The organism is Mesorhizobium sp. M2E.F.Ca.ET.209.01.1.1 (assembly GCF_004010375.2).
Taxonomy (GTDB): Bacteria; Pseudomonadota; Alphaproteobacteria; order Rhizobiales; family Rhizobiaceae; genus Mesorhizobium.
The window spans coordinates 167,413-193,511 of the sequence record NZ_SADP02000006.1 but is presented as its reverse complement, the minus strand read 5'-3'; the positions used below and the strand labels follow the sequence as shown (position 1 = coordinate 193,511).

21 protein-coding genes are annotated in these 26,099 nt (G+C 60.5%); 15 read left to right on the top strand and 6 right to left on the bottom strand.

The genetic code is table 11. The features are described from left to right. Window positions 1-338: 338 nt before the first annotated feature. The gene (locus EN852_RS14160) at window positions 339-1,223 is read right to left on the bottom strand and encodes a sugar phosphate isomerase/epimerase family protein (protein WP_127875739.1); all 885 of its coding nucleotides are present in this window, start codon (window positions 1,221-1,223) and stop codon (window positions 339-341) included. A 588-nt stretch (window positions 1,224-1,811) separates the two neighbouring features. Here EN852_RS14160 and EN852_RS14155 point away from each other — a divergent pair. Then, the gene (locus EN852_RS14155) at window positions 1,812-2,948 is read left to right on the top strand and encodes a Gfo/Idh/MocA family oxidoreductase (protein ID WP_127875740.1); all 1,137 of its coding nucleotides are present in this window, start codon (window positions 1,812-1,814) and stop codon (window positions 2,946-2,948) included. A gap of 194 nt (window positions 2,949-3,142) precedes the next feature. Here EN852_RS14155 and EN852_RS14150 read toward each other — a convergent pair whose 3' ends face one another. The 3 genes from EN852_RS14150 to EN852_RS14140 all read right to left on the bottom strand — a co-directional run bounded on the left by EN852_RS14150 (window position 3,143) and on the right by EN852_RS14140 (window position 5,938). Next, window positions 3,143-3,823 carry a GntR family transcriptional regulator gene (locus EN852_RS14150; protein WP_127875741.1) on the bottom strand — a complete coding sequence of 227 codons (681 nt, stop codon included), beginning with the start codon at window positions 3,821-3,823 and terminating at the stop codon, window positions 3,143-3,145. 125 nt (window positions 3,824-3,948) lie between these two features. After that, window positions 3,949-4,470: a flavin reductase family protein gene (locus EN852_RS14145; protein WP_189545924.1), complete on the bottom strand. Its 522-nt coding sequence runs from the start codon at window positions 4,468-4,470 to the stop codon at window positions 3,949-3,951. 472 nt (window positions 4,471-4,942) lie between these two features. Continuing rightward, window positions 4,943-5,938 (bottom strand): LysR substrate-binding domain-containing protein, encoded by a 996-nt coding sequence (locus tag EN852_RS14140; protein WP_127875743.1) that lies wholly within the window; start codon window positions 5,936-5,938, stop codon window positions 4,943-4,945. 106 nt (window positions 5,939-6,044) lie between these two features. Between EN852_RS14140 and EN852_RS14135 the strand changes: the two genes are divergently transcribed. From EN852_RS14135 to EN852_RS14105, 7 genes are all read left to right on the top strand, one after another. Beyond that, on the top strand, window positions 6,045-7,571 hold the full coding sequence (locus EN852_RS14135) for a sugar ABC transporter ATP-binding protein (RefSeq protein WP_127875744.1): 1,527 nt from the start codon (window positions 6,045-6,047) through the stop codon (window positions 7,569-7,571). Then, entirely contained in the window at window positions 7,568-8,572 is a 1,005-nt protein-coding gene (locus EN852_RS14130) for an ABC transporter permease (protein WP_127875745.1), read from the top strand. The genes EN852_RS14135 and EN852_RS14130 overlap by 4 nt, the downstream gene beginning before the upstream one ends. 22 nt (window positions 8,573-8,594) lie before the next feature. After that, the gene (locus EN852_RS14125; RefSeq protein WP_127875746.1) at window positions 8,595-9,557 is read left to right on the top strand and encodes a substrate-binding domain-containing protein; all 963 of its coding nucleotides are present in this window, start codon (window positions 8,595-8,597) and stop codon (window positions 9,555-9,557) included. A gap of 63 nt (window positions 9,558-9,620) precedes the next feature. Beyond that, the gene (locus EN852_RS14120) at window positions 9,621-10,514 is read left to right on the top strand and encodes an amidohydrolase (RefSeq protein WP_127875747.1); all 894 of its coding nucleotides are present in this window, start codon (window positions 9,621-9,623) and stop codon (window positions 10,512-10,514) included. A 41-nt stretch (window positions 10,515-10,555) separates the two neighbouring features. Further along, complete coding sequence (locus tag EN852_RS14115) at window positions 10,556-11,308, top strand: SDR family NAD(P)-dependent oxidoreductase (protein ID WP_127868149.1); 753 nt, start codon at window positions 10,556-10,558, stop codon at window positions 11,306-11,308. 19 nt (window positions 11,309-11,327) lie between these two features. After that, window positions 11,328-12,167: a transketolase gene (locus EN852_RS14110; RefSeq protein WP_127875859.1), complete on the top strand. Its 840-nt coding sequence runs from the start codon at window positions 11,328-11,330 to the stop codon at window positions 12,165-12,167. Then, entirely contained in the window at window positions 12,164-13,186 is a 1,023-nt protein-coding gene (locus EN852_RS14105; protein ID WP_189545922.1) for a transketolase family protein, read from the top strand. The genes EN852_RS14110 and EN852_RS14105 overlap by 4 nt, the downstream gene beginning before the upstream one ends. Window positions 13,187-13,220: 34 nt before the next feature. Here EN852_RS14105 and EN852_RS14100 read toward each other — a convergent pair whose 3' ends face one another. Continuing rightward, window positions 13,221-14,417, bottom strand: coding sequence for an ROK family protein (locus tag EN852_RS14100; protein WP_127875748.1), 1,197 nt, complete (start codon window positions 14,415-14,417; stop codon window positions 13,221-13,223). Window positions 14,418-14,532: 115 nt separating this feature from the next. Here EN852_RS14100 and EN852_RS14095 point away from each other — a divergent pair, with 115 nt between their 5' ends. The 5 genes from EN852_RS14095 to EN852_RS14075 all read left to right on the top strand — a co-directional run bounded on the left by EN852_RS14095 (window position 14,533) and on the right by EN852_RS14075 (window position 21,008). Further along, window positions 14,533-15,804, top strand: coding sequence for an ABC transporter substrate-binding protein (locus EN852_RS14095; RefSeq protein WP_127868147.1), 1,272 nt, complete (start codon window positions 14,533-14,535; stop codon window positions 15,802-15,804). 97 nt (window positions 15,805-15,901) lie between these two features. After that, complete coding sequence (locus tag EN852_RS14090; RefSeq protein ID WP_127875749.1) at window positions 15,902-16,786, top strand: sugar ABC transporter permease; 885 nt, start codon at window positions 15,902-15,904, stop codon at window positions 16,784-16,786. After that, entirely contained in the window at window positions 16,786-17,637 is an 852-nt protein-coding gene (locus EN852_RS14085; RefSeq protein ID WP_127875750.1) for a carbohydrate ABC transporter permease, read from the top strand. Before EN852_RS14090 ends, EN852_RS14085 begins: the two co-directional genes overlap by 1 nt. A gap of 49 nt (window positions 17,638-17,686) precedes the next feature. Then, window positions 17,687-18,832, top strand: coding sequence for an ABC transporter ATP-binding protein (locus tag EN852_RS14080; protein WP_127875751.1), 1,146 nt, complete (start codon window positions 17,687-17,689; stop codon window positions 18,830-18,832). Between the two features lie 28 nt (window positions 18,833-18,860). After that, a complete protein-coding gene (locus EN852_RS14075; protein ID WP_189545952.1) occupies window positions 18,861-21,008 on the top strand; it encodes a beta-galactosidase in 2,148 nt (715 codons plus the stop codon). A gap of 246 nt (window positions 21,009-21,254) precedes the next feature. Here EN852_RS14075 and EN852_RS14070 read toward each other — a convergent pair whose 3' ends face one another. Further along, window positions 21,255-22,865 carry a GMC family oxidoreductase N-terminal domain-containing protein gene (locus tag EN852_RS14070; RefSeq protein ID WP_127875861.1) on the bottom strand — a complete coding sequence of 537 codons (1,611 nt, stop codon included), beginning with the start codon at window positions 22,863-22,865 and terminating at the stop codon, window positions 21,255-21,257. A gap of 832 nt (window positions 22,866-23,697) precedes the next feature. Here EN852_RS14070 and EN852_RS14065 point away from each other — a divergent pair. Together EN852_RS14065 and EN852_RS14060 are read left to right on the top strand one after the other, a co-directional pair. After that, window positions 23,698-24,399 (top strand): hypothetical protein, encoded by a 702-nt coding sequence (locus tag EN852_RS14065; protein WP_127875753.1) that lies wholly within the window; start codon window positions 23,698-23,700, stop codon window positions 24,397-24,399. A gap of 36 nt (window positions 24,400-24,435) precedes the next feature. Beyond that, entirely contained in the window at window positions 24,436-26,058 is a 1,623-nt protein-coding gene (locus tag EN852_RS14060; RefSeq protein WP_127875754.1) for a GMC family oxidoreductase N-terminal domain-containing protein, read from the top strand. Window positions 26,059-26,099: the final 41 nt, after the last annotated feature.

The window sequence follows — 26,099 nt, the reverse complement described above, 5'->3', positions numbered from 1 at the left end:
AAAAACGCTGCTAAGGTCGCCTTCCATCGCTCAGGAACTTCATCCCACAGCCGCTCGTGACCGTAAGTCCCAAAATCGCATGAGCTTGGGACGAAGGTCATTGCCACCATAAGCCTCGACATTTTCCCGACCTCCAACGCTAAATCGAGTTCATATTAGCACCGAGATCAGATTGCATCCAGCCGACAGGATACAGAATTTGGCTTCCACGCGCCACCCTACGGGTGAGGAATCGCGATGCCAAACTAAGCTAGGCAACAACGTGCCTGGTCGCGAGCCGATGCGTCTTCTTGAGCCCAGGCGGGCTAGAGCCACCGGCGCCGAGATCTGCTACAGCGTTAGCCCTGCACCAGTTGCTTCATCTGCCTGTGCACTTCTCGTCCGATCTCGTAGGCATTTTCCTGATGCCATTTCCGACTGAAGGACTCGCAACCCCACCAGTCGTCATATCCGGTGGCCTTGACAGCGTCCGTCCACAATTTCAGATCGATGACACCAGATCCCATTTCGATGTCGCGCAAATCATCCTCGATCGGGATGCCGGCGGCAAAAGGACGCGAGTCGCTTATGTGAACGCCGTAGAGCAAATCCTTGCTCAGACGGGCGACCACATCAGGGGTGTCACCGGCTGTGAAACAATGCCAATAGTCGACAATCAATCGGATATTGTCGCGGCCGGATCGCTCGATGATCTCCACATTATCGGCAATCTTGTTCAGCGGCGTCCACGACATCGGCTCAAGATAGAGAAGCAGATCGAACTGCGCGGCAAGGTCAGCGATGCGAGAGAGGTTCTTGACGGTGGCCGCGATCTGCTCCTGGCGAGGAAAGCCGAGCATCCCTTTGTAGAGATCAGTGTGCTCACCCTTGGCATGCGCAACAACTGCCCGGACATCCACCGGGCCCGTCATCACCTGTATGCCCTTTGCCCCGACGAGGTGTGCCAGTCTGAAGGTAGACTCCGCCTCCATCATCAAATCGGCTTCTGACGCGCCTCCCCTCTCAATATCGAAGACGGCGCCGAAACCCGGTATGTCGATGCCTTCGAGCCTGGCGAGCAGTTCCTGTTCGGTGAACCCTGCATCGAGGAAGCCCCGCAGTTTTCTGGTTGATGGATCTATGCCGTCGAAACCGACCGCTCGCGCCACATCGATGTCCATGATCAGGGGCACGTGCCAAGCCACTGACGAATGCAGGATCAGCCTGTTCTTCTTTTCCGTCATTTCGCGTCCATCAACTCAAGGAACCGCCAAGCCAGCCCTTACGACCTCGCAACTCGAAGGATCCGTGAACCAATCGCATTCAGTATGCAATTTGCGATTCAGGCTGTCAACGTTCGTCTCCCCGATCATCAAGTGGAGGAAAATGCCTTTAAAAACCGCTCCCGGAGGCGCCGAGGTCACGAATGTTTTCTCTTGACAGGACGCTCACTTCAGATTGAATGCTGGATACAGAATCGCCCGCGGCAGGGTTGGAAATAATCGATGTTCACACCGACCTTCAGGCTATGGCGCAGGCCAGTTGAGAGAGCTCGGCTCGGAAGCCGGCGCGTCCCCGGCCACCGATGCGGCCTGGGAGCTGAAATCCGGCTCTCCGACAGGGCCTTTCGACATGGGCTTGGGCTGTCGGAACATCGCCTTGGCCGCGCATTTCGCCAGCATTCCAAAAGCTTCTGGGCAGACCTCAGAAATCAGACTTGATAGATGCTGAGGCCCCTGTTTCCAAGTTGTTAAAGCGCTCGGGGATCTGCGCACGTAACGGGGCCTGTTTCTCGATCGATCGCGATTGCAAATTCAACTGGAGAGGCTCCGATGACGGAGACAGATGCATTCGGCCGAAGGCTGCGGCTGGGCATGGTGGGTGGAGGCGGCAGCAGTTCGATCGGGCCCAGCCACGCCTCGGCAGCGCGCCTGGACGGTCGTTGGGAGCTGGTTGCGGGCGTCTTCTCCCGCAACCCGGAACGGACCAGACAGGTCGCGCGAGACCTCTTCATCGACCCGCAAAGAGCCTATGCAGACCACACTGAAATGGCTGCGCGCGAGGCTGAGCGCCCGGACGGCATCGACGCCGTCACGATCTGTACGTTCAACGAAACCCACTATGAAATCGCCGATGCGTTTCTTGCCAAGGGCATACACGTAATCTGCGACAAGCCGCTAGTAGTGAACCGCGAGCATGCCCGCGCCCTGAGCGCAAGGGTGGCCGAGACTGGTCGATTGCTTGCAGTAACATACACCTATTCGGGCTATCCCATGGTGCGAATGGCAAGGGACATGATTGCCGAGGGCAGACTGGGCCAGATCCTATCCGTCCAGGTGGAATATGCGCATCAGTACCAGACGCAGGCCTTCGGCAAGAAGGAATGGCAGCACGACCAGACCAAGGCAGGAGCGCTCGGTGTCGTGGCGTCGCTTGGGACGCATGCATTCCATCTGGCCGAATATGTCAGCGGGCTACGTGTAGAAGCGCTGGCTGCGGATTTGGCCAGCTTGCGCAATCCGCTCGACGACCATGTCAACATGTTGCTGCGCTTCGAAGGTGGAGCCCGTGGAGCCCTTTGGACCACCTCGATAGCTCACGGCTGTCCAAATGGCCTTGCACTGCGTGTGTTCGGATCCGATGCCGCGATCACCTGGCACCAAGAGCATCCCGAACAACTCACCTTTACGGCATCCGGGCAGCAGCCGGTTGTCTTTGCCCGAGGCGGCGCGGGCGTCAGCGCCGGAGCGAAAGCAGCCTCCAGAATTCCTGCCGGCCATCCCGAAGGTTATCTCGAGGCGTTCGCCAACATTTATTCAGCAGTGGCGCGGGCAATTTCGGAAGGTCGAACCACGCCCGACAATGGAGACTTCCCCACCGTTCACGACGGGGCAAGGGGCGTTGGCTTCATGTTCACTGCGCTGCGGTCGGCCGGGGCCGGAAGCGTGTTCGTTCCATTCGAGTTATGAGCGGTTCCCCAAGAGCCGCCTGTGGACAGGATGGCGTCGAGACTTCGCTCCGAGGCGCTTCGATGAAGATCCCTTAGAGCTCGACCATGTGAACCAGGAAGGAAACGACGCCGAGGATATCTCAAGCGATGAGGCAGGATTCATGACTGGCCGGACCTTTGGGTTGACGGCGGTTTTGCCCTGCGAAGAAACCGTCAGCCTTTCTCGGCTTGATCGGGTGAGATCCAGCTTTGGAGTATCCAGCGCCGGAACATGTCCATGTGCGCGGAAAGCGTTGTGGTCAGCCTGTTGACGTCGCGCGCACGAAGCGCATCGAGTTCGTCCTTCATGACCCAATATTCTATGTGCAGCCATTGGCGGTCATCGGTAGCGCGACTGGCCAGCCTGACGCGGGTCAGATGATCCTGCAGCCGTCCAAGTATCAAGCAGATAAGATCGTTCTCGCAGTATGTCAGGAACATGCGCTGCAGATGATCATAGGCCTCGCGAACCGGGTATGGATTGCCCGCTTCCACGTTCGGTCGGATGTTTTCGAGCACCATCGCGAACTCCTCGACCGCGTCTGCCGGTATGTGGTCTATCGACTGTACCGCGACTTGAATCTCGAGGGCCTTGCTAACCTGGTAGACATCGTCGATGTATTTTCTATCGAGCGCAGCCACCTGCAGGAACTTCGCGTCTACATGATTGACCAAACCATCTTCTACCAATCGCTCCACCGCCGCCCTGATCAGCGGTTCGCCGATGTCTAGACGCTCTGCAAGGTCGCTTTCGGAGATCAATTCACCCGGTCGCAAATTGCTGTCAACGATCAGCTTCTTGACCATCGCGTAAGCCGGCACGCCAACCGCTGCACTCTTTTCAAATTCCTGCACGGTAATCAGTGCTCCCTACCTAAACGACGGCGGCGCCATGCTCGTCATGAAAGCCGACGGTCGTTCAAATCCGTGGTTTGGCAAAACCTGTGCCTCAGCTTCGATGCAATGCGGCGATTGTGCGCCTACTTGTTGTTTGGCCGGTCCGGAGGTGCCCTGCGAGAGCTTCCAGGATGGGCCGAAAGCAAAGCGTAGTTGCGAGCGTGATAAACCAAAGGAGAAGCATCGGCTGTGCCGCCGGCGACCAGGCGTCCAACGACAATCGTATGGTCGCCAGATTCAATCAGGGAATCCACCTGACATTCCGCATATGCACGCACGTCCTTGATCACGGGAGCACCCGTGGTTTCGCCAAAAGCCCAATCTATGCCGCCGAACTTATCGCCTTGACCGAACGCGAACTGATCTGAGATCCACGATTGATCACTGGCCAGAAAATTGACCGCGAAACGCTTCTGGGCCCGGATGACCTGAAGCGTGTATTTTGACGATTGCAGACATATGACCAACTGCGGGGGGCTCAGCGACAGGGACATCACTGCACTGACGGTCAACCCGACCGGTGCTCCACCGGAGTCGGTTGCCGACACGATGGTTACGCCACTGGGAAACCCCCCGAATATGCCACGAAAGGTGTCGGCGTCCACACCTGCCCAGTCTCCTGGCTTTTGCTCATCTTTCGAAGTTGAGGCGACCGTCTGAGATGTCATGCCCGTGTGCCAGCCTTCGATTGCGTACTGAATTCTGCATACACTATCGCGCATGAATGTGATTTGCAAGCCAGGTCGCTAGCCAAATCAACCTCGCAGGGACTTGGGAGGACTGTTTGCGTTGTCGAGGAACTCCGCAGTGCGCAACGAGAACCTGTAGGTGTGGTCGGAGGTGTTCAGCGTTAGGCCCTGAGCAGCCAGGAGGGTCTCAAGGCCACAGCTTGCAAAGGTACGGTTGCACTGAGCCGAGCAGCTCACGACATTGGAAGAAATGGATCGCCCACATAGTCTGGTCGAAAACAAAACAAGCGAGATCGGCGCTTCCAATCCTTAGGTACTTTATTCTATCTATGTCGCGAACCGGCTTGTTTTGAGCGTGGAATCCAGCAAGTGCGCCAGATATTCTTGTTCAAGCCATAGCGGCGGGCTTGTCGTCCCGCAATCCGAAATGAGGCCGTCGTTCAAACGATATGCGCAGCCCTAACTCGGACATAAAATCCCGAGCGCGGTCTGTGTCGCGCCTGCCGACCCGCGACACCCATTCCGAAAACAGGCGCACCGCGCGCCGGTTCATATGCCGCGAAGGACAGACAAGCCAGTATGCGGGGAACTCTATCACGTCGAACTGGGTCGAGACGGGCACCAAAGCGCCCGAAACAAGGTCCTCGAACGCAATTGACGTGCTTTCCAGAACCACGCCCGCTCCATCCTTCGCCAGCTGAACCGACATCGAGGAGCGGTCGAAACGATAGGGATAGGTCATGCGCGCGCCCTGGACACCGTTACGCGGCAGCCAGTAATCCCAGCGGAAATAGGCCTTGACGCTGTCGATCAGTCTTGCCTGGCGCAACTGCTCGCGCGGATCGGATGAAAGCCTCTGCAGTTCTGTGAGATACGAAGCCGAGCACATGGGCAGGATCAGGTCGTTGACCACGCAGTCCGAATAGAGGCCGGCCCAGCCCCCGTCGCCGTAGCGAAGATCGAGATCGATGACCTCGGTTTCGAAATCCGAGAAATTGGGTGTCGCGTCGACGCGCAAATTCCAGGTCGGGTAGTCCTTGCTGAATTCAGCTAAACGTGGCGCCAGCCATTTCTCGCCAAAGGAGGGACTGACGCGGAGGCTGAGCTGAAAGCTCTCGCGTTGCCGAACGATAGCGTTTCGAACCTCGCGGATGGACTCGAAGGCTTGCGTGGTGGTCTGGTAGAGCCGTTCCCCGTCGATCGTCAGGGAAAGGTGGCGCTTTTCGCGCTGGAACAGCCGCACGCCCAACTGGTGCTCGAGCAAGCGCAGTTGCTGGCTGACGGCCGAAGGCGTCACCTGCAATTCCTGCGCCGCTTTCGCCACGCCGCCGAGGCGCGCAACGGCTTCGAAATGCGCCATCGACTTGAACTTGATGTCCGACATATCGTGATCGTCAGTTAAGTTCAGCTACACAGAATGTTAAGAAACGAGAATTGAGCCGAATGTCAATCGATCGCATCATCCCTGCGATCTCGGGAGGAGATGCAGGATGGAAACGGCCCAGGGGCTGGGCGTCGCCGGCAATGTGAGCGCGGCCGCACAGGCATCGACCAGGACGCCTCTGATCGACGCTGCCAATGTCGAGAAGAGCTACGGCGCAACCCGCGTGCTGCGCGGCGTGAGATTTCAGGTCCGGGCAGGTGAAATACATGCGCTGCTGGGCGGCAACGGCGCCGGCAAGAGTACCCTCATCCGCATCATCACAGGCCTTACCTCCCGCGATGCCGGCGAGGTCGCCTTCACGTCGGCGAAGCTCGGCCGGGGCGGCCCGATCATAGCGGTGGTGCATCAGGAGCTGGCGCTGCTGCCCGAACTGTCGGTCGCAGAAAACATCGGTATCGTGCATGCGAAGTCCGGCCTGGCGCAGAGCAGCCGCCGCCGCATGCGCGACATCGCGCTCAATGCGCTGCGCCTGATCGATGCGGCGATCGGCGAGGAGATCGTGGACCTCCCGGCGGCCAAATTGTCCCTGCATGAAGGGCAAATCGTGGAGATCGCTCGCGCGCTTTCAACGGGCGCCGAAGTGCTGCTTCTCGACGAGCCCACCGCCAACCTGACCGCAGGCGAGACGGCCAAGCTTTTCTCCGTGCTGAAGCGTTTGGCGCGCGACGAGGGTATCGGAATCGTATTTGTCTCGCACAGGATGCGGGAAATCCGCGAGCTCTGCGATGTTTGCACCATCCTGCGGGACGGCATCACTGTGGCGAATGGGACGCCGCTTGCCTCGCTGAGCGACGCCGAGATCATCCAGCAGATGGGGCAATCGACCCACCGTTCCGGCGCGCAGCTCAAGCGGCGGGAGCGCAGCCGAGAGGGTACGCCGGTGGAGTTGCTGGGGCCCGACGGCGCCATTTTGGAAATCTGGCCCGGCACCATCTTGGGGCTGGCCGGCGCACCGGCGGGTCCGACAGGACTGATCGATCCCCTCGTCGGCGCGGGAAAGGGCGCCGGCTGGCGCCTCTCCGGCGAGGGTCTCGCAGATGGCTTCCCCTCCCCGGCCGCGGCAGCGCGCGCGGGCATCGGCTTCGTCTCGGGTGACCGGGCAGCGAAGGGCATCCTTTCGCAGCTTCCGATCGTCGACAACGTGCTTGCCGCACGCAGGGTTCGCGACAACCGGCGGATCGTCGGCGCCGCCGAACGGCAGGAATGTTCCGGTCTGGTTTCGGCGCTCAAGTTGAAGGCGGGCTCGATCTGGGACCTTCCGGCGTCGCTGTCCGGCGGCAACCAGCAGAAGCTGATCGTTGCGCGCTGGCTCGGATTGCCGCTGCGCATGGTGGTGCTGGAAGAGCCGACGCGCGGCGTCGACATTGGCACCAAGCACGATATCTACGCGCTGATCCGCGAGATGGCGGATACGGGAGCAATCATTGTCTGGTGGTCGACCGAGAACGTCGAGCTGCTCGAGCTGTGCGATGTGATCTTGGCCTTCGACACCGAGGGGCGCCCGAAGGGGTTTCTGCCGGACGAGCGCTTCACCGAAGACGGACTCGCCGAGCTGACGGGGATGGCAGCATGACCGACGCAACCAACGGCGCCGCGACGGCCAAGAAGGCTCGGGCCGCCAGGACCCGCGCTCCCGGGATTCTTCTGTCCTACCGCACCGAGGCAGCAATCGCCGGCGCGATTGTCGTCCTGTTGCTGGCGGTGGGCATATTCGTCCCCGCGGCGCTCAGCACGGGCAACGTCCAAAACATCATCCAGGCCGCTGCGCCGCTCATCATCATGTCGCTCGGCGTCTTCTTGGTCGTGGTCACCGGCGGCATCGATCTTTCGGTCGGCTCGGTGTTCTCGCTGACTGGAATGGTCACGGCGTTGGCAATGGCCAATGGAGCGGACGATCTTACCGCCAGCCTGGCAGGCTTGGCCGTGGGGCTGGTATTCGGAGCAATCAATGGGTTTCTCGTCACTGTCGTCAGGCTCGCTCCTTTCGTTGTCACCCTCATCACTTATGCGGTGGCGGGGAGCCTGGCCTTCATCGTCACCAACGGTCGCTCGATGCCGATCAGCGCGCCGGATTTCTGGCTGCTGAATTCCGGCGAGATCGTCCCCGGCATTCCCAATCATCTTCTGTTCTGCATCGTCCTGATGGTCTTGCTGGAATATGTGCTGCGCAAGGTCGTGCTGGGTCGCTGGTTCTATGCCGTCGGGTCGTCGGCGACCGCAGCCCGGCTGCTCGGCATTCCCGTGCTTCGCATCAAATTCGCCGCCTATGTCATTTCCGGCCTGCTCGCCTCGTTCGCCGGGCTGCTGACGGCGAGCTACATCCTCAATGCCGAGGCAACGGCCGGCGCCAGCCTGATGCTGCAGGCGATTGCCGCGGTCGTCATCGGCGGTGCCAGCCTCTTTGGCGGAACCGGCAGCGCGATCGGCGCGGTGCTCGGCGCGCTGATGATCACCTGCATCCAGAACGGCGTGAACCTCATCGGCGTCAACAGCTTCTGGCAAGGCTCCGTCACCGGCGCCGCGATCCTGCTTGCGGTCCTGATCGACCGCTTCAGCAACAAGAACCGACTCTAGATCATCAATGGGAGGAACCAAGATGAAGTTGAAGAGCATCCTAATTGCAGCACTGGCGGCGTCCGCCTTGTCCAGCGCATCATATGCCGAGGACAAGAAGACCGTCGCCTATATCGCGCCCTCGCTGGACATCTCCTACTGGCAATGGGTCGGCTACGGCGTAAAGGAGAAGGCCAAGGAGCTCGGCATGGACTATGTCGAGTACACCTCTGAGAACTCACCCGCCAAGCAGATGGACAATGCGCGGACGGCCGTGACAAAGGGGGTCGCGGCAATCGTGATCGGTCCGGTCAGTTCGACATCGACGCCGCCGCTGCTCGATTATCTGGAAAAGCAGAAGGTGCCGATCGCCTTCGCCGGCATCGGTCCGCAGCCGGGACTAACCAACTACACATCTTCTGTCACCGCAAACAATTATGAGACCGGCAAGGCGCAAGGGAAATTCACCTGCGATCTCGCCAAGGAGCGCGGCGGCAACAAGGTAGGCATGCTGTCGCTGCCGCAGGACCGGGAGAATGCGCAGAAGTATCTCAAGGGCGCCAAGGAGGCGTTCGCGGCGGACGGCTGCGACTTGGTCCAGATGCTTGAAACCCGGGGCCTCACCATCAATGAGGCTGTCACTCAGGCAAACGACCTGCTGACTGCACATCCCGACGTCAAGGCAATCTACGGCATGTATGATGAGGCCGGGAGCGGTGCCGCAAAGGTGGTCGAGACCCGAGGCCTCACCGGCAAAGTTGGCATCACCGTCGCCGATGGCTCGCCCACCACCATTGCGCTGCTGAAGAAGGGGGCGATCCAGGGCATCTTCTTCCAGGAAGCGGTCGGCCAAGGAATCGACGGCACCCAGCAAGTCTACAACGCCCTGACGGGAGGCAAGGTGACCCAGGATCTGGCTCTGGTGATGCCATTGGTCACCGCCGACAAGGTCGACAGTCCCGAGGCGAAGAAGGTTATCGCCCGCGTTTTCCCCCCGAGCAACTGACCGCCTTCGAACGGACCCGCCGGCGAGGCCGGCGGGTCCAGCAGCAAGCGAGGGACCCCGACCGTGGCCGAACTCCCTTTCATCGATCCGCATCATCACCTTTGGGATCTGGAGACCCACTATTATCCATGGCTGACCGATGGCGTTAAGCCGGCCGCCTTCGGCAACTATGAGGCGATTCGCAAGAGCTATCTGATCGACGATTATCTGGAAGACGCCAGGAACCAGAACCTGGTGAAATCGGTGCACCTGGACGTCGGGTTCAATCCGGCCGATCCGGTCGGGGAGACGCGCTGGCTGCAAGGCATCGCCGACCAGCGGGGCTTTCCTCATGGCATCGTCGGCTACGCCGACCTGTCCAAACCCGATGTCGGCGACCTTCTCGACCGGCACATGGAATATCGGAACTTCCGCGGCATCCGGCAGTCGATGAATTATCATGCCGATCCCGCAAAGACCTATCTGGCGCGGCCGGAGGTCAGCCGGACAGCCGAATGGCGGCGTGGCTTCCGAGAGCTGGCGAAGCGCGGGCTGAGTTTTGACCTGCAGCTCTATTATCCGCAGATGGGCGAATTTCTTGAATTGGCGCGCGCCTTTCCCGACGTGCAGATCATTCTCAACCATACCGGCATGCAGGTCGACGGACCCGAGCATTTCGACGCCTGGAAGAAGGGCATGCGCCAGCTGGCGCAGGCGCCGAACGTCGCCTGCAAGATCTCGGGTCTCGGCATGGGTGACTGGACATGGACGACGGCGTCGATCCGTCCCTACGTCGAGGAGGCGATCGCCGCCTTCGGCATCCACCGATCGATGTTTGCGACGAACTTCCCGGTCGACAAGCTGTTCTCGAGCTTCGATGCCATCGTGAACGCCTTCAAGGAGATCACGCGACATTATCCGCGTGAAGAGCGGCTCGCGCTGTTCCACGACAACGCCGCCCGGTTCTACCGGCTCTAGATCATCCGCCAAAGAGATTGGAAATAGCAGGAGAGTTCGACATGTTGCTGAAGGGCAAGGCTGTGGTCATTTCAGGCGCCGCGAGCCCACGCGGGATCGGCCGCTCCACGGCAACGCTGATGGCCGAGCATGGGGCGCGCGTCGCGATTCTTGACCTCGATGAGGGGCAAGCGCGTGACGCCGCCGCTTCGCTCGGAGGCGACCATATCGGCCTTGCATGCAATGTCGCCGACCGCGACGCTTGCAAGAGGGCGGCTGTGAAAGTCACCGAAGCCTTGGGCAAGATCGATGTGCTTTGCAACAATGCGGGCATCACCCAGCCGGTCAAGACACTGGAGATCAGCCCGGCCGACTGGGATCGCATCCTCGACGTCAATCTGCGCGGCGTGCTCTATCTCAGCCAGGCCTTCATTCCACACATGCGCGAAAATGGCGGCGGCTCGATCATCTGCATGTCATCGGTTTCCGCGCAACGCGGCGGCGGCATCTTCGGCGGCCCGCATTACTCCGCCGCCAAGGCGGGCGTGCTCGGCTTGGCAAAGGCGATGGCGCGCGAATTCGGACCTGACCGCATCCGCGTCAACTGCGTCACGCCAGGCCTGATCCAGACCGACATCACCGGCGGCAAGCTGACCGAGGCCATGCGCGCCGACATCATCAAGGGGATTCCGCTCAGTCGGCTGGGCGACGCGCGCGACGTGGCCGGCGCCTATCTGTTTCTCGCGTCGGATCTGGCCAGCTACATCACCGGCGCCGTGATCGACGTCAATGGCGGGATGCTCATCCATGGCTGACGGAACGACGGAATTCGAGATGCCGCGCTCGGGCAGCAATGTCAGCCTAGCCGAACGGGCCTATCGCATCCGGCGGCATGCCGTGCGCATGGGCGAAGTCCAGGGCCAGGGCTATGTGGGCCAGGCGCTCGGCATCGCCGACGTGCTCGCGGTCGCCTATTTCCATGCGCTTCGCTATCGGCCAGATGAGACGCTATGGGAGAAGCGCGATCGCTTTCTTCTGTCGATCGGACATTACGCGATCGCGCTCTACGCGGCATTGATCGAAGCAGGCGTGCTGCCGGAGGAAGAACTCGAAACCTATGGCACTGACGACAGCCGCATGCCGATGTCCGGCATGGCTGCCTACACGCCCGGAATGGAGATCACCGGCGGCTCCCTCGGCCATGGGCTCGGCATCGCCGTCGGCATGTGCCTGGGGCTGAAGCGCAAGCGGAGCGACAGTTTCGTATACAATCTCTTGTCGGACGGCGAGCTCGGCGAGGGCTCGACCTGGGAAGCGGCGATGTCAGCCGCCCACCACAAGCTCGACAATCTCATCGCCATCGTCGACTTCAACAACCAGCAGGCCGACGGGCCATCGACGGCGACGCTGTCTTCCGAGCCGGTGACCGGCAAGTTTGAGGCCTTCGGCTGGCACGCACAGCGTGTCGACGGCAACGACATCGAGGCGGTCCGCGCGGCATTCGATATTGCCAGGGACCTCAAGGAGCCGCGCCCACGCATCATCGTCTGCGACACGCGCATGGCAAAGGGTGTGCCTTTCCTGGAGGCCCGCGAAATCACGCATTTCATCCGTGTCGAGCCGAATGAATGGACGCTGGCGCTCGAGGCTCTGGAGAAGGGACGTCCGCAGTGAGGTTGTCAAAATTCGAGCCACGTCAGGCTGTCATTGCCGGAGAGCGCAAGACCACCTCGGCGATGATCGCCTCGATCGCCCCGGACGGCATTCCGACGCGCAGCGCCCCTTTCGGCCACACGCTCGCCAGGCTGGCACATCACCGGAACGGGATCGTCGGGCTCACCGCCGATCTTGCCAAATACACCGACCTTCATGTCTTCGCCCAGGAACATCCGGATCGCTTCTACCAGATGGGCATGGCCGAGCAGGTGTTGATGAGCGCGGCTGCGGGGATGGCCCGGGAAGGGTTTACGCCATTTGCAACGACTTACGCCGTCTTTGCCTCACGTCGCGCCTACGACTTCATCTGCATGGCTATCGCGGAGGAAAAGCTCGACGTGAAGATTGTCTGCGCCCTCCCGGGACTGACCACCGGTTACGGCCCCAGCCATCAGGCGACGGAAGACATCGCCATCTTCCGCGGCATGCCTAACCTGACGATTATCGATCCATGCGACGCGATCGATATCGAGCAGGCCACCGAGGCAATCGCTGACCACAAAGGGCCGGTCTATATGCGGCTCCTGCGCGGCAAGGTGCCGGTGGTCCTCGAAGGGTACGACTACCGGTTCGAGATCGGCAAGGCGCGGCTGCTGCGCGAAGGGGCCGACGTGCTGTTCATCTCCAGCGGCCTGATGACCATGCGTGTGCTGGAGGCCGCAAAAGCTCTTGAATCGGACCGCATCGGCTGCGCTGTGCTGCACGTTCCAACAATTAAGCCGCTCGACGCAGAAACGATACTTACCGCGGCGCGCCGGACCGGGCGAATGGTGGTGGTTGCGGAAAACCACACCTTGATCGGCGGGCTGGGCGAAGGTGTGGCCGCCCTGCTGATGCGCGAGGGTGTGAACCCTGTCTTCCGGCAGATCGCGCTCCCCGACGAGTTTCTCGATGCCGGGGCTCTGCCGACGCTTCACGATCGCTATGGGATATCGACAGCTGAGGTCGCGTGCCGTGTTCGTGAATGGACAAAGTAGGTGACCGCATCGCCCTCTTCGCTCATCAACGAGCCTAGACACCTGATATCTGCAGTCCCACCCCTGCGACCTCGCCTGGGTTGCTTTCAAAGTCGAAGAGCCTTTGGGTCGCAAGCGCCGCCGCGCCACGCGCCCAGGAATCGTCTGCCCAGTCTGGCGTGATTGGTGGCGGGCTCCACAATGCATAACGCTTCAGTGCGTCTCGCATCGGCTCGAACAGAAAATCGCCAAAGGTGACGGCTTCGCCGCCGCCGACAATCACTTCCGGATCGACGATGTTGCAGAAGCCGCCAAGGAATCTTCCTATTCCCAGGCCCGCCTCCTGCAACAGATCGATCGCTGTGCTGTCGCCGGCCTGAGCCGCGCTCAGCATGTCGTGGCGTGTGACTTCCCCGGATAGGCGACGGGCCTCTTTCCATCGCCGCACCAAGGCCGGCTCCGAGAAAAAGGTTTGCAGGCAGCCGCGTCGGCCGCATTCGCACAGCGGACCATCGTGATCGTATATCGAGTGACCCATCTTGCCCGCGGCTCCATTCGCGCCGTGATGGACAGAGCCGTCGATCACGACCGCGCAGCTGATCCCGGCGCCGATGGCCAGGGCGCCGACGGTGCGGTGATGCCGCCCAAGGCCGAACAGTTGCTGTGCAAGCGCAAAAGCATTGGTGTCGTCGTCCGCCCAAACGGGAACATGCACGAGTTCGGCAAGCATCGCGGCGAACGGCACGTCGGCCCAGTTGAACCGGTGGCTCAGGCGACAGACGCCGTTCTCGATGACGCCGGGTATCGCGATGCCGATGCCGCTGAGTTGCGCAGTCGTCGGGGCTCCGCGATCGGAGATCAGCTCTTTGACCGCCTTGGCACAGGCTTCCACCGCGCTTTGCGGTAACCGATCGGGAACGGTTACCTGCTTTGTTACAAGCGGGGTGGTGGCGAGATCGGTCAGCACGCAATCGATCGCGCCGACCTTCAATTGCAATCCGACAACCAGCCGACCGGCATAATTTATGTCGATCGGGATGGGCCGGCGCCCCGGCGCCCCGGGGCTCGCCTCTCCCTCGACCAGGATTTTCTCCTTCAGCAGCTCGGTGACAACGAACGTCACAGCCGCCGGGCTGAGCCCAGTGATTGCTGCGATCTCGGCGCGGCTGATCGCCCCCTCCCGGCGCAGCAGGTTGAGGATCAGCCGCCGGTTTATGGCGCGTGACGTCTGCTGGTCGCCCTTGAGCCTCATATCTGCCCCATTTATTAATTTTGTAAATTAACTATTGACCGATCCTGCCTACATACGATACGCATTGCCTCGGTTCAATTGGAATCCGGCTATTCTCAGGGAGGAGATAAAAGCCATGACAACCAAGCTCGCCGCGTTGTCGACGACAAGGCGCCGTTTCCTGAAAGGCACCGGCGCGGCGCTTGTCGCGTCCGCCACTGGAGGGCTTTGCCTGCCTGCTTTGGCGCAGCCGCAGGACATCACGATTATCTCCAATCTCAGCAATGTCGAGCAGCGTCAGATCCTTCAGCGGCTGGCGACCGAATTCGAGGCGAAGTCCGGCGGCAAGATCGTCATAAACAACATGGACCACGAGGCTCACAAGACGGCCATCCGCTCCTATCTTGTCGTCGGCGCCCCTGACATCTGCTTCTGGTTCTCCGGCAACCGCATGAAGGCATTTGTCGCCAAGGGTCTTTTCGACGACATCTCCGATCTGTTCGCCCGGGAGAACTACAAGAGCGTGCTCGGCGCGACGACGAGTGCCGTCACGGTTGGCGACAAGCAATATGGCCTGCCGATGGGCGGCATCCTTTGGGGTCTGTTCTACCGCAAGGACGTGTTTGCGCAGCACAACTGGACCCCCCCTAAGGACTGGAAGGAGTTCCTGGCCTTTGGCGAGGCGGCGAAGTCCGCGAACCTTGTTCCGATCAGCATGGGCACCAAGGAACTGTGGCCCGCAGGCGGCTGGTTCGACCATATGAATCTGCGCATCAACGGCCTCGACAAGCACATCGCTCTGATGGACGGCAAGGTTCAGTATACCGATCCAATGCTGACGCCCGTCTTCGACAAATGGAACGACCTGCTCAAGGCCGGTTTCTTTTCGCCGAGCCACAGTTCCTTCGGCTGGGAACAGGCCGGTGCTGCCCTGGCACAGAAGAAGGCGGCCATGATGGACCTTGGCGGCTTCGTCAGGTCCGCCTTCCCGGAGGCGGACTTGCCGCAACTGGCCTATGCACCTTTTCCCGAGATCGAGCCCGGCGTCGCCCGCTACGAGGATTTCTCGGTCAACTCCATCCATGTACCTGCGAATGCAAAGAACAAGCAGGGCGCGCGCGACTTCCTGGCTTATTTCTACAAGCCGGAAAATCTCGGGGCCTTCCTTGCCGCCGAAGGCGCCATTCCGCCTCGCAATGACTGCCCGCCAAGTCACGACCCGCTGGTCAACACGGCTGTCGAGGAGCTTAAGAAGGTGGTCGCGACGTCGCAATATTACGACCGCGACACCGATCCGGATATGGCACAGGAAGGCATGACTGGGCTTCAGGAATTCATGGTGAAGCCCGAGCGGCGCGAACAGATCCTGGGGCGCCTCGAAAAAACCCGCAAGAGAATCTTTGGCTGATCCTCCCTGGCTGGCGGGCGCCGTCTTTCGGCGGCTCCCGCCTCTTTTCCGGGTGATCAGTCGTTCGGATAACCCAGTCTCTTTGGGATAGACTGCCATGTCTCGTCTATGGCGCAGAAATCGTCATTGGGTGACCCCTGCCCTGTTCCTGCTGCCGGGACTCATCCTGTTTGGGACGGTGATCCTTGCCGCCTCAATCGAGACGGTCTGGATTTCGCTGCATGACTGGGATGGCATCGGTGCCAAGGCCTGGGTCGGGCTCGCTAACTATGTCGAGCTGGTCGACGACCCGCAGTTCTACGTCTCGCTCAAGAACAACGTCATCTGGCTGCTGATCTTCATGCTGGCGCCGCCGATTGGCCTCGCGCTTGCCCTGATCGTGAACCAGCAGATCCGCGGCATGCGTTTTCTCAAATCGCTGTTCTTCGTGCCGCTGGTTCTGGCAACCGTTACCGTTGGTGTCGTGTTCGGCTGGGTCTACGATCCGAACTTCGGCTTGCTGCAGCTTGTTTTCAGCGCCTTTGGAGCGACCGCCCCGGCGCTGCTTTCAGATGAGACCTTCGTCACCTTCGCGGTTGCCGCCGCCGCTCTGTGGCCACAGATCGCCTTCTGCATGATCCTGTTCCTGGCGGGGCTGAACAGTCTCAACGACGATCTGATCGCCGCCGGGCGCGTCGACGGCGCGCGCGGCTGGCGCATGCTGCGCCATGTCGTCCTGCCGCAATTGTCGCAGGTCGGCTTCATCGCCATCGCGGTGACGGTGATTGGCGCGCTGCGCTCCTTCGACATGATCGCGGTCATGACCAGCGGCGGCCCCTACGGCTCATCCACCGTGCTCGCCTACCAGATGTACCAGGAATCGATCTTTTCCTATCGCTTCGGCTACGGCGCCGCGATCGCCACGGTGCTGTTCGTGATCATGATCGTCTTCATCGCCTGGTATCTCAATGGCCTCATCAAGGCTGAGCGGAGCAACGTCTGATGTATCCGCGCCCCATTCCCGAAGATGCCAGGGTCCAGCGAGCCCTCTATCTGGGCGGCGTTGCCCTGGTCGTTATCCTGTGGCTGCTGCCGCTGCTTGCCGTCATGCTGACCTCGATCCGCTCCAACGAGGAGCTGATGGCCGGCAACTACTGGGGCTGGCCGCAGAAATTCAGCCTGATCGAGAACTACAAGGCGGTTTTCGAGCAGACCGCCATGCTGCGCTTTTTCCTCAACAGCCTGCTGATCACCATACCCTCCGTCATCGGTGTCCTCATCCTGTCGACGCTTACCGGCTTCGTCCTGTCGCGCTACCCGTTCCGCGGCTCCAACCTGATCTTCGCGCTCTTCGTCGGCGGCAATTTCCTGCCGGCGCAGATCATGATGATCCCGGTCCGCGACCTGATGGTGAGGCTCGGCCTCTATGACACCGTCTATGCCCTGATCATTTTCCACATCGCGTTCCAGACCGGTTTCGCCACGCTTTTCATGCGCAACTTCATCGCCGCCTTGCCGGGCGAACTTTTCCAGGCCGCGCGCGCCGAAGGCGCCTCGCCGTTCCAGACGTTGCGCCACGTGGTGGTTCCCCTCGTGCGGCCGGCGCTGGCGGCACTCGCCATCCTCACCTTCACCTTCGTCTGGAACGACTATTTCTGGGCAATCGTCCTTACCCAGAGCGATGCGGTCAAACCGGTCACCGCGGGCCTGAACAATCTGCGCGGCGAATGGACATCGGCCTGGAACATCGTTTCGGCGGCCACGATCTTCGTCGCCCTGCCGCCGGTCGTGATGTTCTTCATGATGCAAAAACACTTTGTCGCCGGCCTAACCATGGGGGCCGTCAAGGGATGATCCGCCGCGAACCCTGCCGCACCCGACACGCACGGAAAGGCGCCCCGATATGAGCAGCGTGGAATTGCGAAAAGTCGACAAGCATTATGGCAGCTACCATGCCCTCAAGACAGTCGACTTGAAGATCGAAAAGGGTGAGTTCGTCGTCATGGTCGGCCCGTCCGGCTGCGGAAAGTCAACATTGCTGAAGACGATCGCCGGGCTGGAAGCGATCAACTCCGGCCAGATCGTGATCAACGGGCGCGACGTCACCAGGGAAGAGCCCGGCGACCGCGGCATCGCCATGGTCTTCCAGTCCTATGCGCTTTACCCGCATATGACCGTCGCCGAGAACATGGGCTTCGGCCTCAGGATGGCCAAACGGCCCAGGACTGAAATCGAGGCTGCCGTCAAACGCGCGGCACGGATCCTGCGTCTGGAGGAGCAACTCGACAAGCGCCCGAAACAACTGTCGGGAGGACAGCGCCAGCGCGTCGCGATCGGTCGCGCCATCACACGCTCGCCCGAGGTGTTCCTTTTCGATGAGCCGCTTTCGAACCTCGATGCCGCACTGCGCACCCAGATGCGCGTGGAGCTTTCGGGCCTACACGCACAGCTCGGATCGACGATGATTTACGTCACCCACGACCAGGTCGAGGCCATGACCATGGCGGACCGGATCGTGATCCTCAACAAGGGCCAGATCGAACAAGTCGGCTCCCCGCTGGAGCTCTACGCCAACCCCGCGAACATCTTCGTCGCGGGCTTCCTTGGCGCGCCCCGCATGAATTTCATCGAAGCGAAAGCGGTGACCGTCGACGCATCAGGCGTCTCGGTAGCGGCAGCCGGCCTGCCGGCGCTGAGCTTCGGTGGCATCGACGTGACCGGCCTTGCTGCCGGCGACTCCGTGACCATCGGCATCCGGCCGGAGGCGCTGCATGTCGTCGATGCGGGCGACGGCGCAATGCCGGTCTTCTCCAGCCAGGTGCGGCTGGTCGAGCAGTTGGGGCGTGAAACCGTTCTCTACGTCGACGCCTCCCCGCTTCAGGCGACCAATTCCGACAGCGGCACCGGCAATTTCACGCTTCAGCTCAACAAGGTTTCCGCGATCAGTGTTGGCGCAGCTTTGCAGGTGGGCTTCGAAACCGGCGACGCCTACCTCTTCGGCCCCGATGGCCGCACGCTCACGCCAAGAAAACCCGTCGCCTCAATCTGAACCTCGAAATTTCGAAAGTCCCATGCGCATGAACCGCAAGAAGCCCGCCCCGCTATCCGTATGGCGGCCCCTCAATCTCGACCGCTTTCTGCTCGGAGCGCCGCACTATCCCGAACATGTCGACGAGGGCTGCTGGCAGCGTGACGCCGAGCGCATGGCTGCCGCCGGCGTCAACACCGTGCGGATGGGAGAGTTCGCCTGGCACATTTTCGAACCCCGCGAAGGCAGGTTCGAGTTCGGCCTGTTCGATCGCGCGATCGAAATTCTCGGCCAAGCGGGGATCGACACGATCATGTGCACGCCGACGGCGACCCCTCCCCGCTGGCTCACCGTCAACTACCCCGAAGTGCTGCGCGTCGACATCAACGGGCGGGCCTCGAGCCACGGATCGCGCCAGCATGCCGACACCACAAGCCCGGTATTCCGCGCCCACAGCCGCCGCGTCACCCGTGCCATGGCCGAGCACTACCGGGACAACCCGCGTGTGATCGGCTGGCAGACGGACAACGAGCTCAACACCACTGTGTCGGAATCGTTTGCGCCTTCGACCCGGCTGGAGTTTCAGAAATACTTGCATAAGACCTACGGCACCATCGAGGCGCTGAACTTCGCCTGGGGCGGCCACTTCTGGGCGACAGCCTACGATGATTTCTCGCAGGTTGACCTGCCGAGACCGCTCATGCCTTCCTACCCCAGCCCCGGTCATGTGCAGGACTACCATCGCTTTCTGGCCTCGGCGACCGCCGCCTTCCAACACGACCAGGTCGAGATCCTGCGCGCCGCCAATCCGGACTGGTTCATCTTCCACAATCTTGGCCAGCTTGCCGACATCGACTTCCGCGGCCAGTTCGGACAGGACCTCGATTTCATCGGCTTCGATGTCTACCCGATGCTCTATGACGAGATGCGCCGAACCGGCGGCCACGCGGCGACCCAGGCCCTCCATCTCGATATTTGCCGCGCCTACTCCGGCAACTTCATCGTTCCTGAGCAGGCCTCGGGCTTCGGCAGCCAGCCCGGCTTCTCGACGATGACGCCGGAGCCGGGCGAAATGCGCCGCATGGCCATGAGCTCGGTGGCGCGCGGCGCCGACGGTGTCATGTTCTTTCGTTGGCGTCCTGCGCATTTCGGCGCCGAGATCTACTGGATGGGCGTCATCGATCACGACGACGTACCGCGCCGCCGCTATGACGAGGCAAGCCGCTTCTTCCACGAAATCGCCGCCGTCAAAGACCAGATCCTAGGCACGGCGGTGCGCATGGATCTCGGCATTGCCGGCGCGGACTTCGACAACCAGGAGGCCCACAAGACCTACCCCATCGGGCTTCCCAGCCCGCTTCAGGACGCGACGCTGCTTCATCGCCACTGCTACCACAATGGTATCGCATGTGGGTTCATTCATCCCGAAGACGATCTTTCGCGGCTCAAAGCGCTCTACGTTCCGCACTGGGTGATGTGGAAGGATCAATGGGACAAGGCTGTCGAGACGTTCGTGCGCAATGGAGGCACGCTGATCCTGTCGGCATTGAGCGGAACAAGGGACGAGAACAATCACATCATCCGAGAGCAGGCTCCCGGCAACGCCCTGTCGGCACTGAGCGGCGTCAAGGTGACGGAGTTCGGCCGTGTCGTTCCCGAAGGCGGCAGCGGCCTCTTCCCCCTGTTCCGTCCGGCCGCCTTGGGCGCCTATGCGCCGCCGCCGCTGCCGGCCTCATCGGTCGAACGCAAATACCTATTCACCCTGGGCAATGAAGAATTCCAGGCTTCGCATTTGTACGAGTTGCTCGAGGTAGCGCCTGACGTAGAGGTGCTCGGTGCCTGGTCGAACCGCTTCGCCGCCGGTTCTCCGGCCATCACCGCCCGCAAGGTGGGGCAAGGTCAGGTCGTCTATCTCGGCACATATCTTACGCCGCAGCTGGTTGAGAAGCTCGTCGATGTCGTGCTGACCAAAGCCGGTATCGTGCCTTTGCTGCCCGACCTGCCCACCGGAGTGGAGGTTTCTATCCGAGCGGCCGAGGACCGCCGGTTGATGTTCGTGCTCAACACCACGGAAACTCCTAAGACTGTGGCGAACGTCCCCGCGGGTGTCGATCTGCTGACAGGCAAAAACGTTTCGGGAACATTGCAGCTTGAGGCCTATGGTTGCGTGCTCATTGGAACCGACCGGATCGAATAGAGCAATTCCAGGAAAAGTGTGAGCGGTTTCCGTCTGGAATTGCGTCACTTCTAAGTGCCCAAAATGCTAAAGGCATTCCTCTCTAGAACAGCGTTTCACAGAAACGGTGAACCGCTCTATCTCTTTTTCTTTTGACGGCATCTCGGCTGAATGTGCACAATCGACTGTCCTGCGGAACAACGGCAAATCAGCATTCAATGAGATTGCGGCCGGAGGATTTCTGACACACAGCAAAGGACCGGCAAATTAGCCGCTCGACGTGAGTCCATGGTCTCTCCGAATGTGGTCCGCCCCCTTTTCGGCGATCATAATCGCGACGCCGTTGGTGTTGCATGACACCAGGTTGGGCCCGACGGAATTGTCGCATACCCTTAGGCCCTGAATCCCGTGCACCTTCAAGTCGCTATCGACCACGGCCATCTCGTCGCCACCGATCTTGCAGGTGCCCATTGGATGTAGAGCCGCATGAGCCTGCTTGCGAACGTAGGCCTTGACATCCCTTCGCGTCCGCGACGTTCCAGGCGCGTACTCTCGCCTCAAATACTTTGATATTACTGGCTGTGACATTATATCTCGGCCGAATTCAACACCCTCGCACATCACCTCGACATCGTAGTCTTCAAGAAGGTAGTTCGGCATAATGTAAGGTGGGCTGGAGGGATTGTTGTTGCGAAGCCCGATCCATCCAACCGACTTTGGCCTTGTCTGGCAGATATTGAGTGTCGTTCCGTTGCCTCCTGGGACGGTATCGACTCCTTCTTCCACGCCCGCGCCGGGCATGAAACAACACTGCAGGTCGGGCCGGTCCTCGTTCAAGGAAGAGCGGAAGAAGGCGCCACCCTCAACGACATTGGCAGTGCAGGGCCCCCTCCGAAAAAGCAGGTACTCCAACCCGGCGATCGCCTGCCAATGTGGCTTTTTGTATTTGTCGTAGCTGAAAGGGCCATTCACCTCGTGAATAATAGAAACCTCGATGTGATCTTGCAGATTTTGGCCGACGCCCGGCAAATGCTTGACCAAATCGACGTCATGCCGCTTGAGATCATCGGCATTGCCCAGTCCAGAAAGCATCAGCAGTTTCGGGGTGTTTATTGCGCCTGCCGTTACGATGATCTCCCGAGCAGCATATAATACAGCTCGGCTGCGCTTGAACTGGACCTCTATTCCCACGGCGCGGTGGCCATTGAAGACGATCCGAAGCACCTTCGCATTGGTTTGCACTTGGAGATTTTTGCGCTTGCGGGCTGGTTTCAGGTAACTGACGGCTGTGCTGCCGCGGCGGCCGTTCCGCGAATTGATTTGATAGAAGCCACACCCCTCCTGCTCTCCAGAGTTGAAGTCGGGGTTGTAGGGCAAACCCGCCTGCTGGCATGCCTGCACCCAGATGCGGCTCATTGGATGCGTATATTCTTGGTCGGATACCGGCAGCGGGCCTTCGGTGCCATGCAGTTCGTTGGCGAACCGGTCGTTGGATTCGCATTTTTTGAAATAGGGAAGAACGTCCTTCCAACCCCAGTTGTCGGCCCCTGCCGCTTGCCACTGGTCATAGTCTCGCGGCTGACCCCGCAGATAGACCATGGCGTTAACGGAGCTGCCGCCACCCAGGACCCGAGCCTGAACCATTGTGGGGTTCGGATCGCCCGTGTGACCAATCTTCGGCGTCCATTGATAGCGCCCGACCAAGCTACCCTGGCCAGTCTTGTAGTAGGTGACGGGTAGATGGATCCAGGGGCTGCGGTCGCTAGGCCCCTCCTCGAGAAGCAGCACTGAGACATTAGGGTCTTCGCTGAGGCGTGAAGCCAAGACGCAGCCCGAGGACCCGCCGCCCACGATGATGAAATCAGCTGTGCGTTGCATTGCCAATAAGGAACTCCCATGCAGAAAGGTCTGCGACACAGGGGCCCACTGCGTTACTCCTTGGCCATCTTGGCCAGCGAGCAAGGTCGCCGCGGTGAAGCCGTATATATTGTCCGCGCATGCCCGAGAATGCTTTCCCGTCTATGCGAGCAACTTCACGACGGTTGAGCGGCTATTGGAGCAGTCAGTCATCAGGGCCGGTTGGTTGCTCGCCGTGCCCCTCGATTCCAATGGCAGTCGCTAGATTAGTTTGAGGTCGGCAAAGATGCTCGGCTCAGATAGTCTCAGAGCTTGCCGGCGGTCTCCAGCGTGGTAAACCTCACAGCATCCGCTACATTGGCCTCGATCCCAAGATCGCCTGCTTCGCCGCCATCCTGAGAACGAATTCTTTCGAAGTGAGGTCACGGCAAAATCCCCCAATGCTTAGCGGCTGATCGGAACCGCATCGGTGTGGCAAGGTCATCGGGCATTCCTCTCATTGGCAATTTCGCACTTCCACTCTTTCTGACGCAGTTAGACGTTGGTTGCCGCTGAAGTGGCGGGCCCGAGCTACCTGGGCATCTCCACGGCAGCTGATACATGGAAGACCTGCGCTGAACGCGGTTGATGGCGGCCGCATCAGGATCAAGCGGCAAACGCGTCAGGTTGCGCCATGTATTGCCAAACTGCGAAATTGAGGTCGAGGTGTAGGTGAAGCAGTCTGACCGGAGCTTCGATTCAACACGGACCGACCAAATCGTTACTGGCCGCAGCGCGGCCTATCGGCTTGCTGACACCGGTGCGCAATTTCGGTGTTTGAGTCATCAGCCACTCTCGCCTCCTGGAGCATGACATGACTGAAGAGAATCGAAGCCGCCGTTTGTCCTTCGACGGCAAGTATATTCAGGCCTCCCTCGTCGAGACAGTACGGGATTACGACGCGAACGGCGTCGTGACGAACCTGTCCAATGAAGCGATGATCGTCGATGGCGGGGTCTCCGCTGTGGTTCCGCCGTGGAAATCGACCATTCTGCGAGGCGGCACGATTGCGAGGGCGGAAAGAGTATCAATCGTCGATGTGCCGGACGCGACGAACCTCGGCGGTATCATGTTCGATGGCTGGGACTGGTTCGGCAATCGCCTGGCCGAGTTCCCGCGCACTACGCCACTTTTTATCTCCAAGCACGATGTGGTCGGCCAGGTAGCCCTCAACCCATGGCGATTTTCCAATCACCCGGAACCGCGTGACGAGACGGTACATTATGACATCCAGCTCAATCTCTGGTGGGCACCGGCCAAGACCGATGCCGTCATCCACAACACCCATTCGTTCCTGGAAATTCACACCCAGATCTTCGGGCTTGGAAGGATTCAGATTTTTCACGACCAGGCGGGCGAAAATCTCTATCGCGAGATTTCGACGGCGCCGGGCGACACACACGATCCGATCGTGAGGGTCGCTGATACACGACACTACACCTATCCCTGGCACCGCGGCTGGACAGACGAGGACTGCGTCTGGATGGCGATCGAACTACACCCGAAGACCGCTTGAAACAGGCTTCAAACTGCCGAATAGGAGAAAAATCAGTTGCAAGAAGCCTATGACTACGTGGTTGTCGGCGCAGGCACGGCCGGTTGCATCCTTGCCAACCGCTTATCGGCGAATCCATCAAACCGGGTGCTTTTGCTGGAGGCCGGCGGGCGCGATAACTGGATCTGGTTCCATATTCCCGTGGGGTATCTCTTTGCGATCGGAAACCCACGCTCCGACTGGATGTTCCGGACCGAGGCGGAAGCCGGGCTGAACGGCCGAAGCCTCGCGTATCCGCGCGGCAAAGTGATTGGTGGGTCTTCGGCCATCAACGCGATGATTGCCATGCGCGGCCAAGCCGCTGATTATGATGGCTGGCGCGATCTCGGCCTCCCGGGATGGGGATGGAGCGATGTCCTCCCGGTGTTTCGCCGTATCGAGGACCATTTTCTGGGTTCGGGACCATACCACGGCACCGGCGGCGGCTTTCGGGTCGAAGCGCCGCGGATATCATGGCCGATCCTTGACGCTGTCCGCCAGGCGGCTGTCGAAATGGGCATACCACGTACTGACGATTTTAACACCGGTGACAATGTTGGCGCCGGATATTTCCATGTCAACCAGAGGCGCGGCCGCCGCTGGTCCTCGGCAAGGGGTTTCCTCAAACCGGTGCTCGGCAGGTCCAACCTTACCGTTGTTACGGGCGTAGTCGTCGACAAGCTGGAGATCTCGGCTAAGCGCGTCACAGGGGTCAGATTTAGAAGGGAAAACGGCACCGTCGAAACCGCGCGCGCAAAGGGCGAGGTCATCCTCAGCGCTGGCGCCATCGGTTCCGTGCAGATACTGCATCGCTCAGGCATAGGCCCCGGGGAATGGCTGCAGAAGGCCGGCATCGATTGTGTTGTCGATCGCCAAGGCGTTGGCCGCAACCTTCAAGACCATCTACAGCAACGGGCAATATACAAGGTCAAGGGTGCCCAAACGCTGAACGACATCTACCCCTCGCTGTTTCGCCGGGGATTGATGGGTCTCGATTACGCCATCCGCCGCCGTGGACCGCTTACCATGGCGCCATCGCAGCTCGGCATCTTCACGCAATCCGATCCGACCCAGCAGCGCGCCAACATCGAATTCCACGTCCAGCCGCTCTCCTTGGACAAATTCGGCGAGCCCCTGCATCGCTTCTCGGCGATCACCGTGGCAGCCTGCAACCTGCGCCCGACCTCTCGAGGAACTGTCGTGGTGAGCTCAGCCGATCCGACAGCGGCGCCAGTGATCAGGCCTAACTATCTGAGCACCGAGGAGGACCGCCAGGTCGCCGCGGACGCTATCCGCGTGACGCGACGCCTGATGAAACAAAATGCCCTGCGTCATCTCCAGCCGGAAGAATACCTGCCTGGCCCCTCCGTCGGCGAGGAGGCGCAGGCGTTAGCCAAAGCGGCCGGCGACATCGGCACCACGATCTTTCACCCGGTCGGGACTGCCAAGATGGGGAGGACCTCTGATCATGATGCGGTTGTTGACGCTTCGCTGCGCGTCATCGGTCTTGATGGCCTGCGGGTCATCGACGCCTCGGTCATGCCGTTGATCGTTTCTGGAAATACCAACACGCCGACCGCCATGATTGCGATGAAAGGTGCCGACATTATCCTAAACCAGCCGGGCGGCGTCCGTGGGTAGCGCGATCAACAGATGTCCTGCGGCCAAAATCAAATTCGACG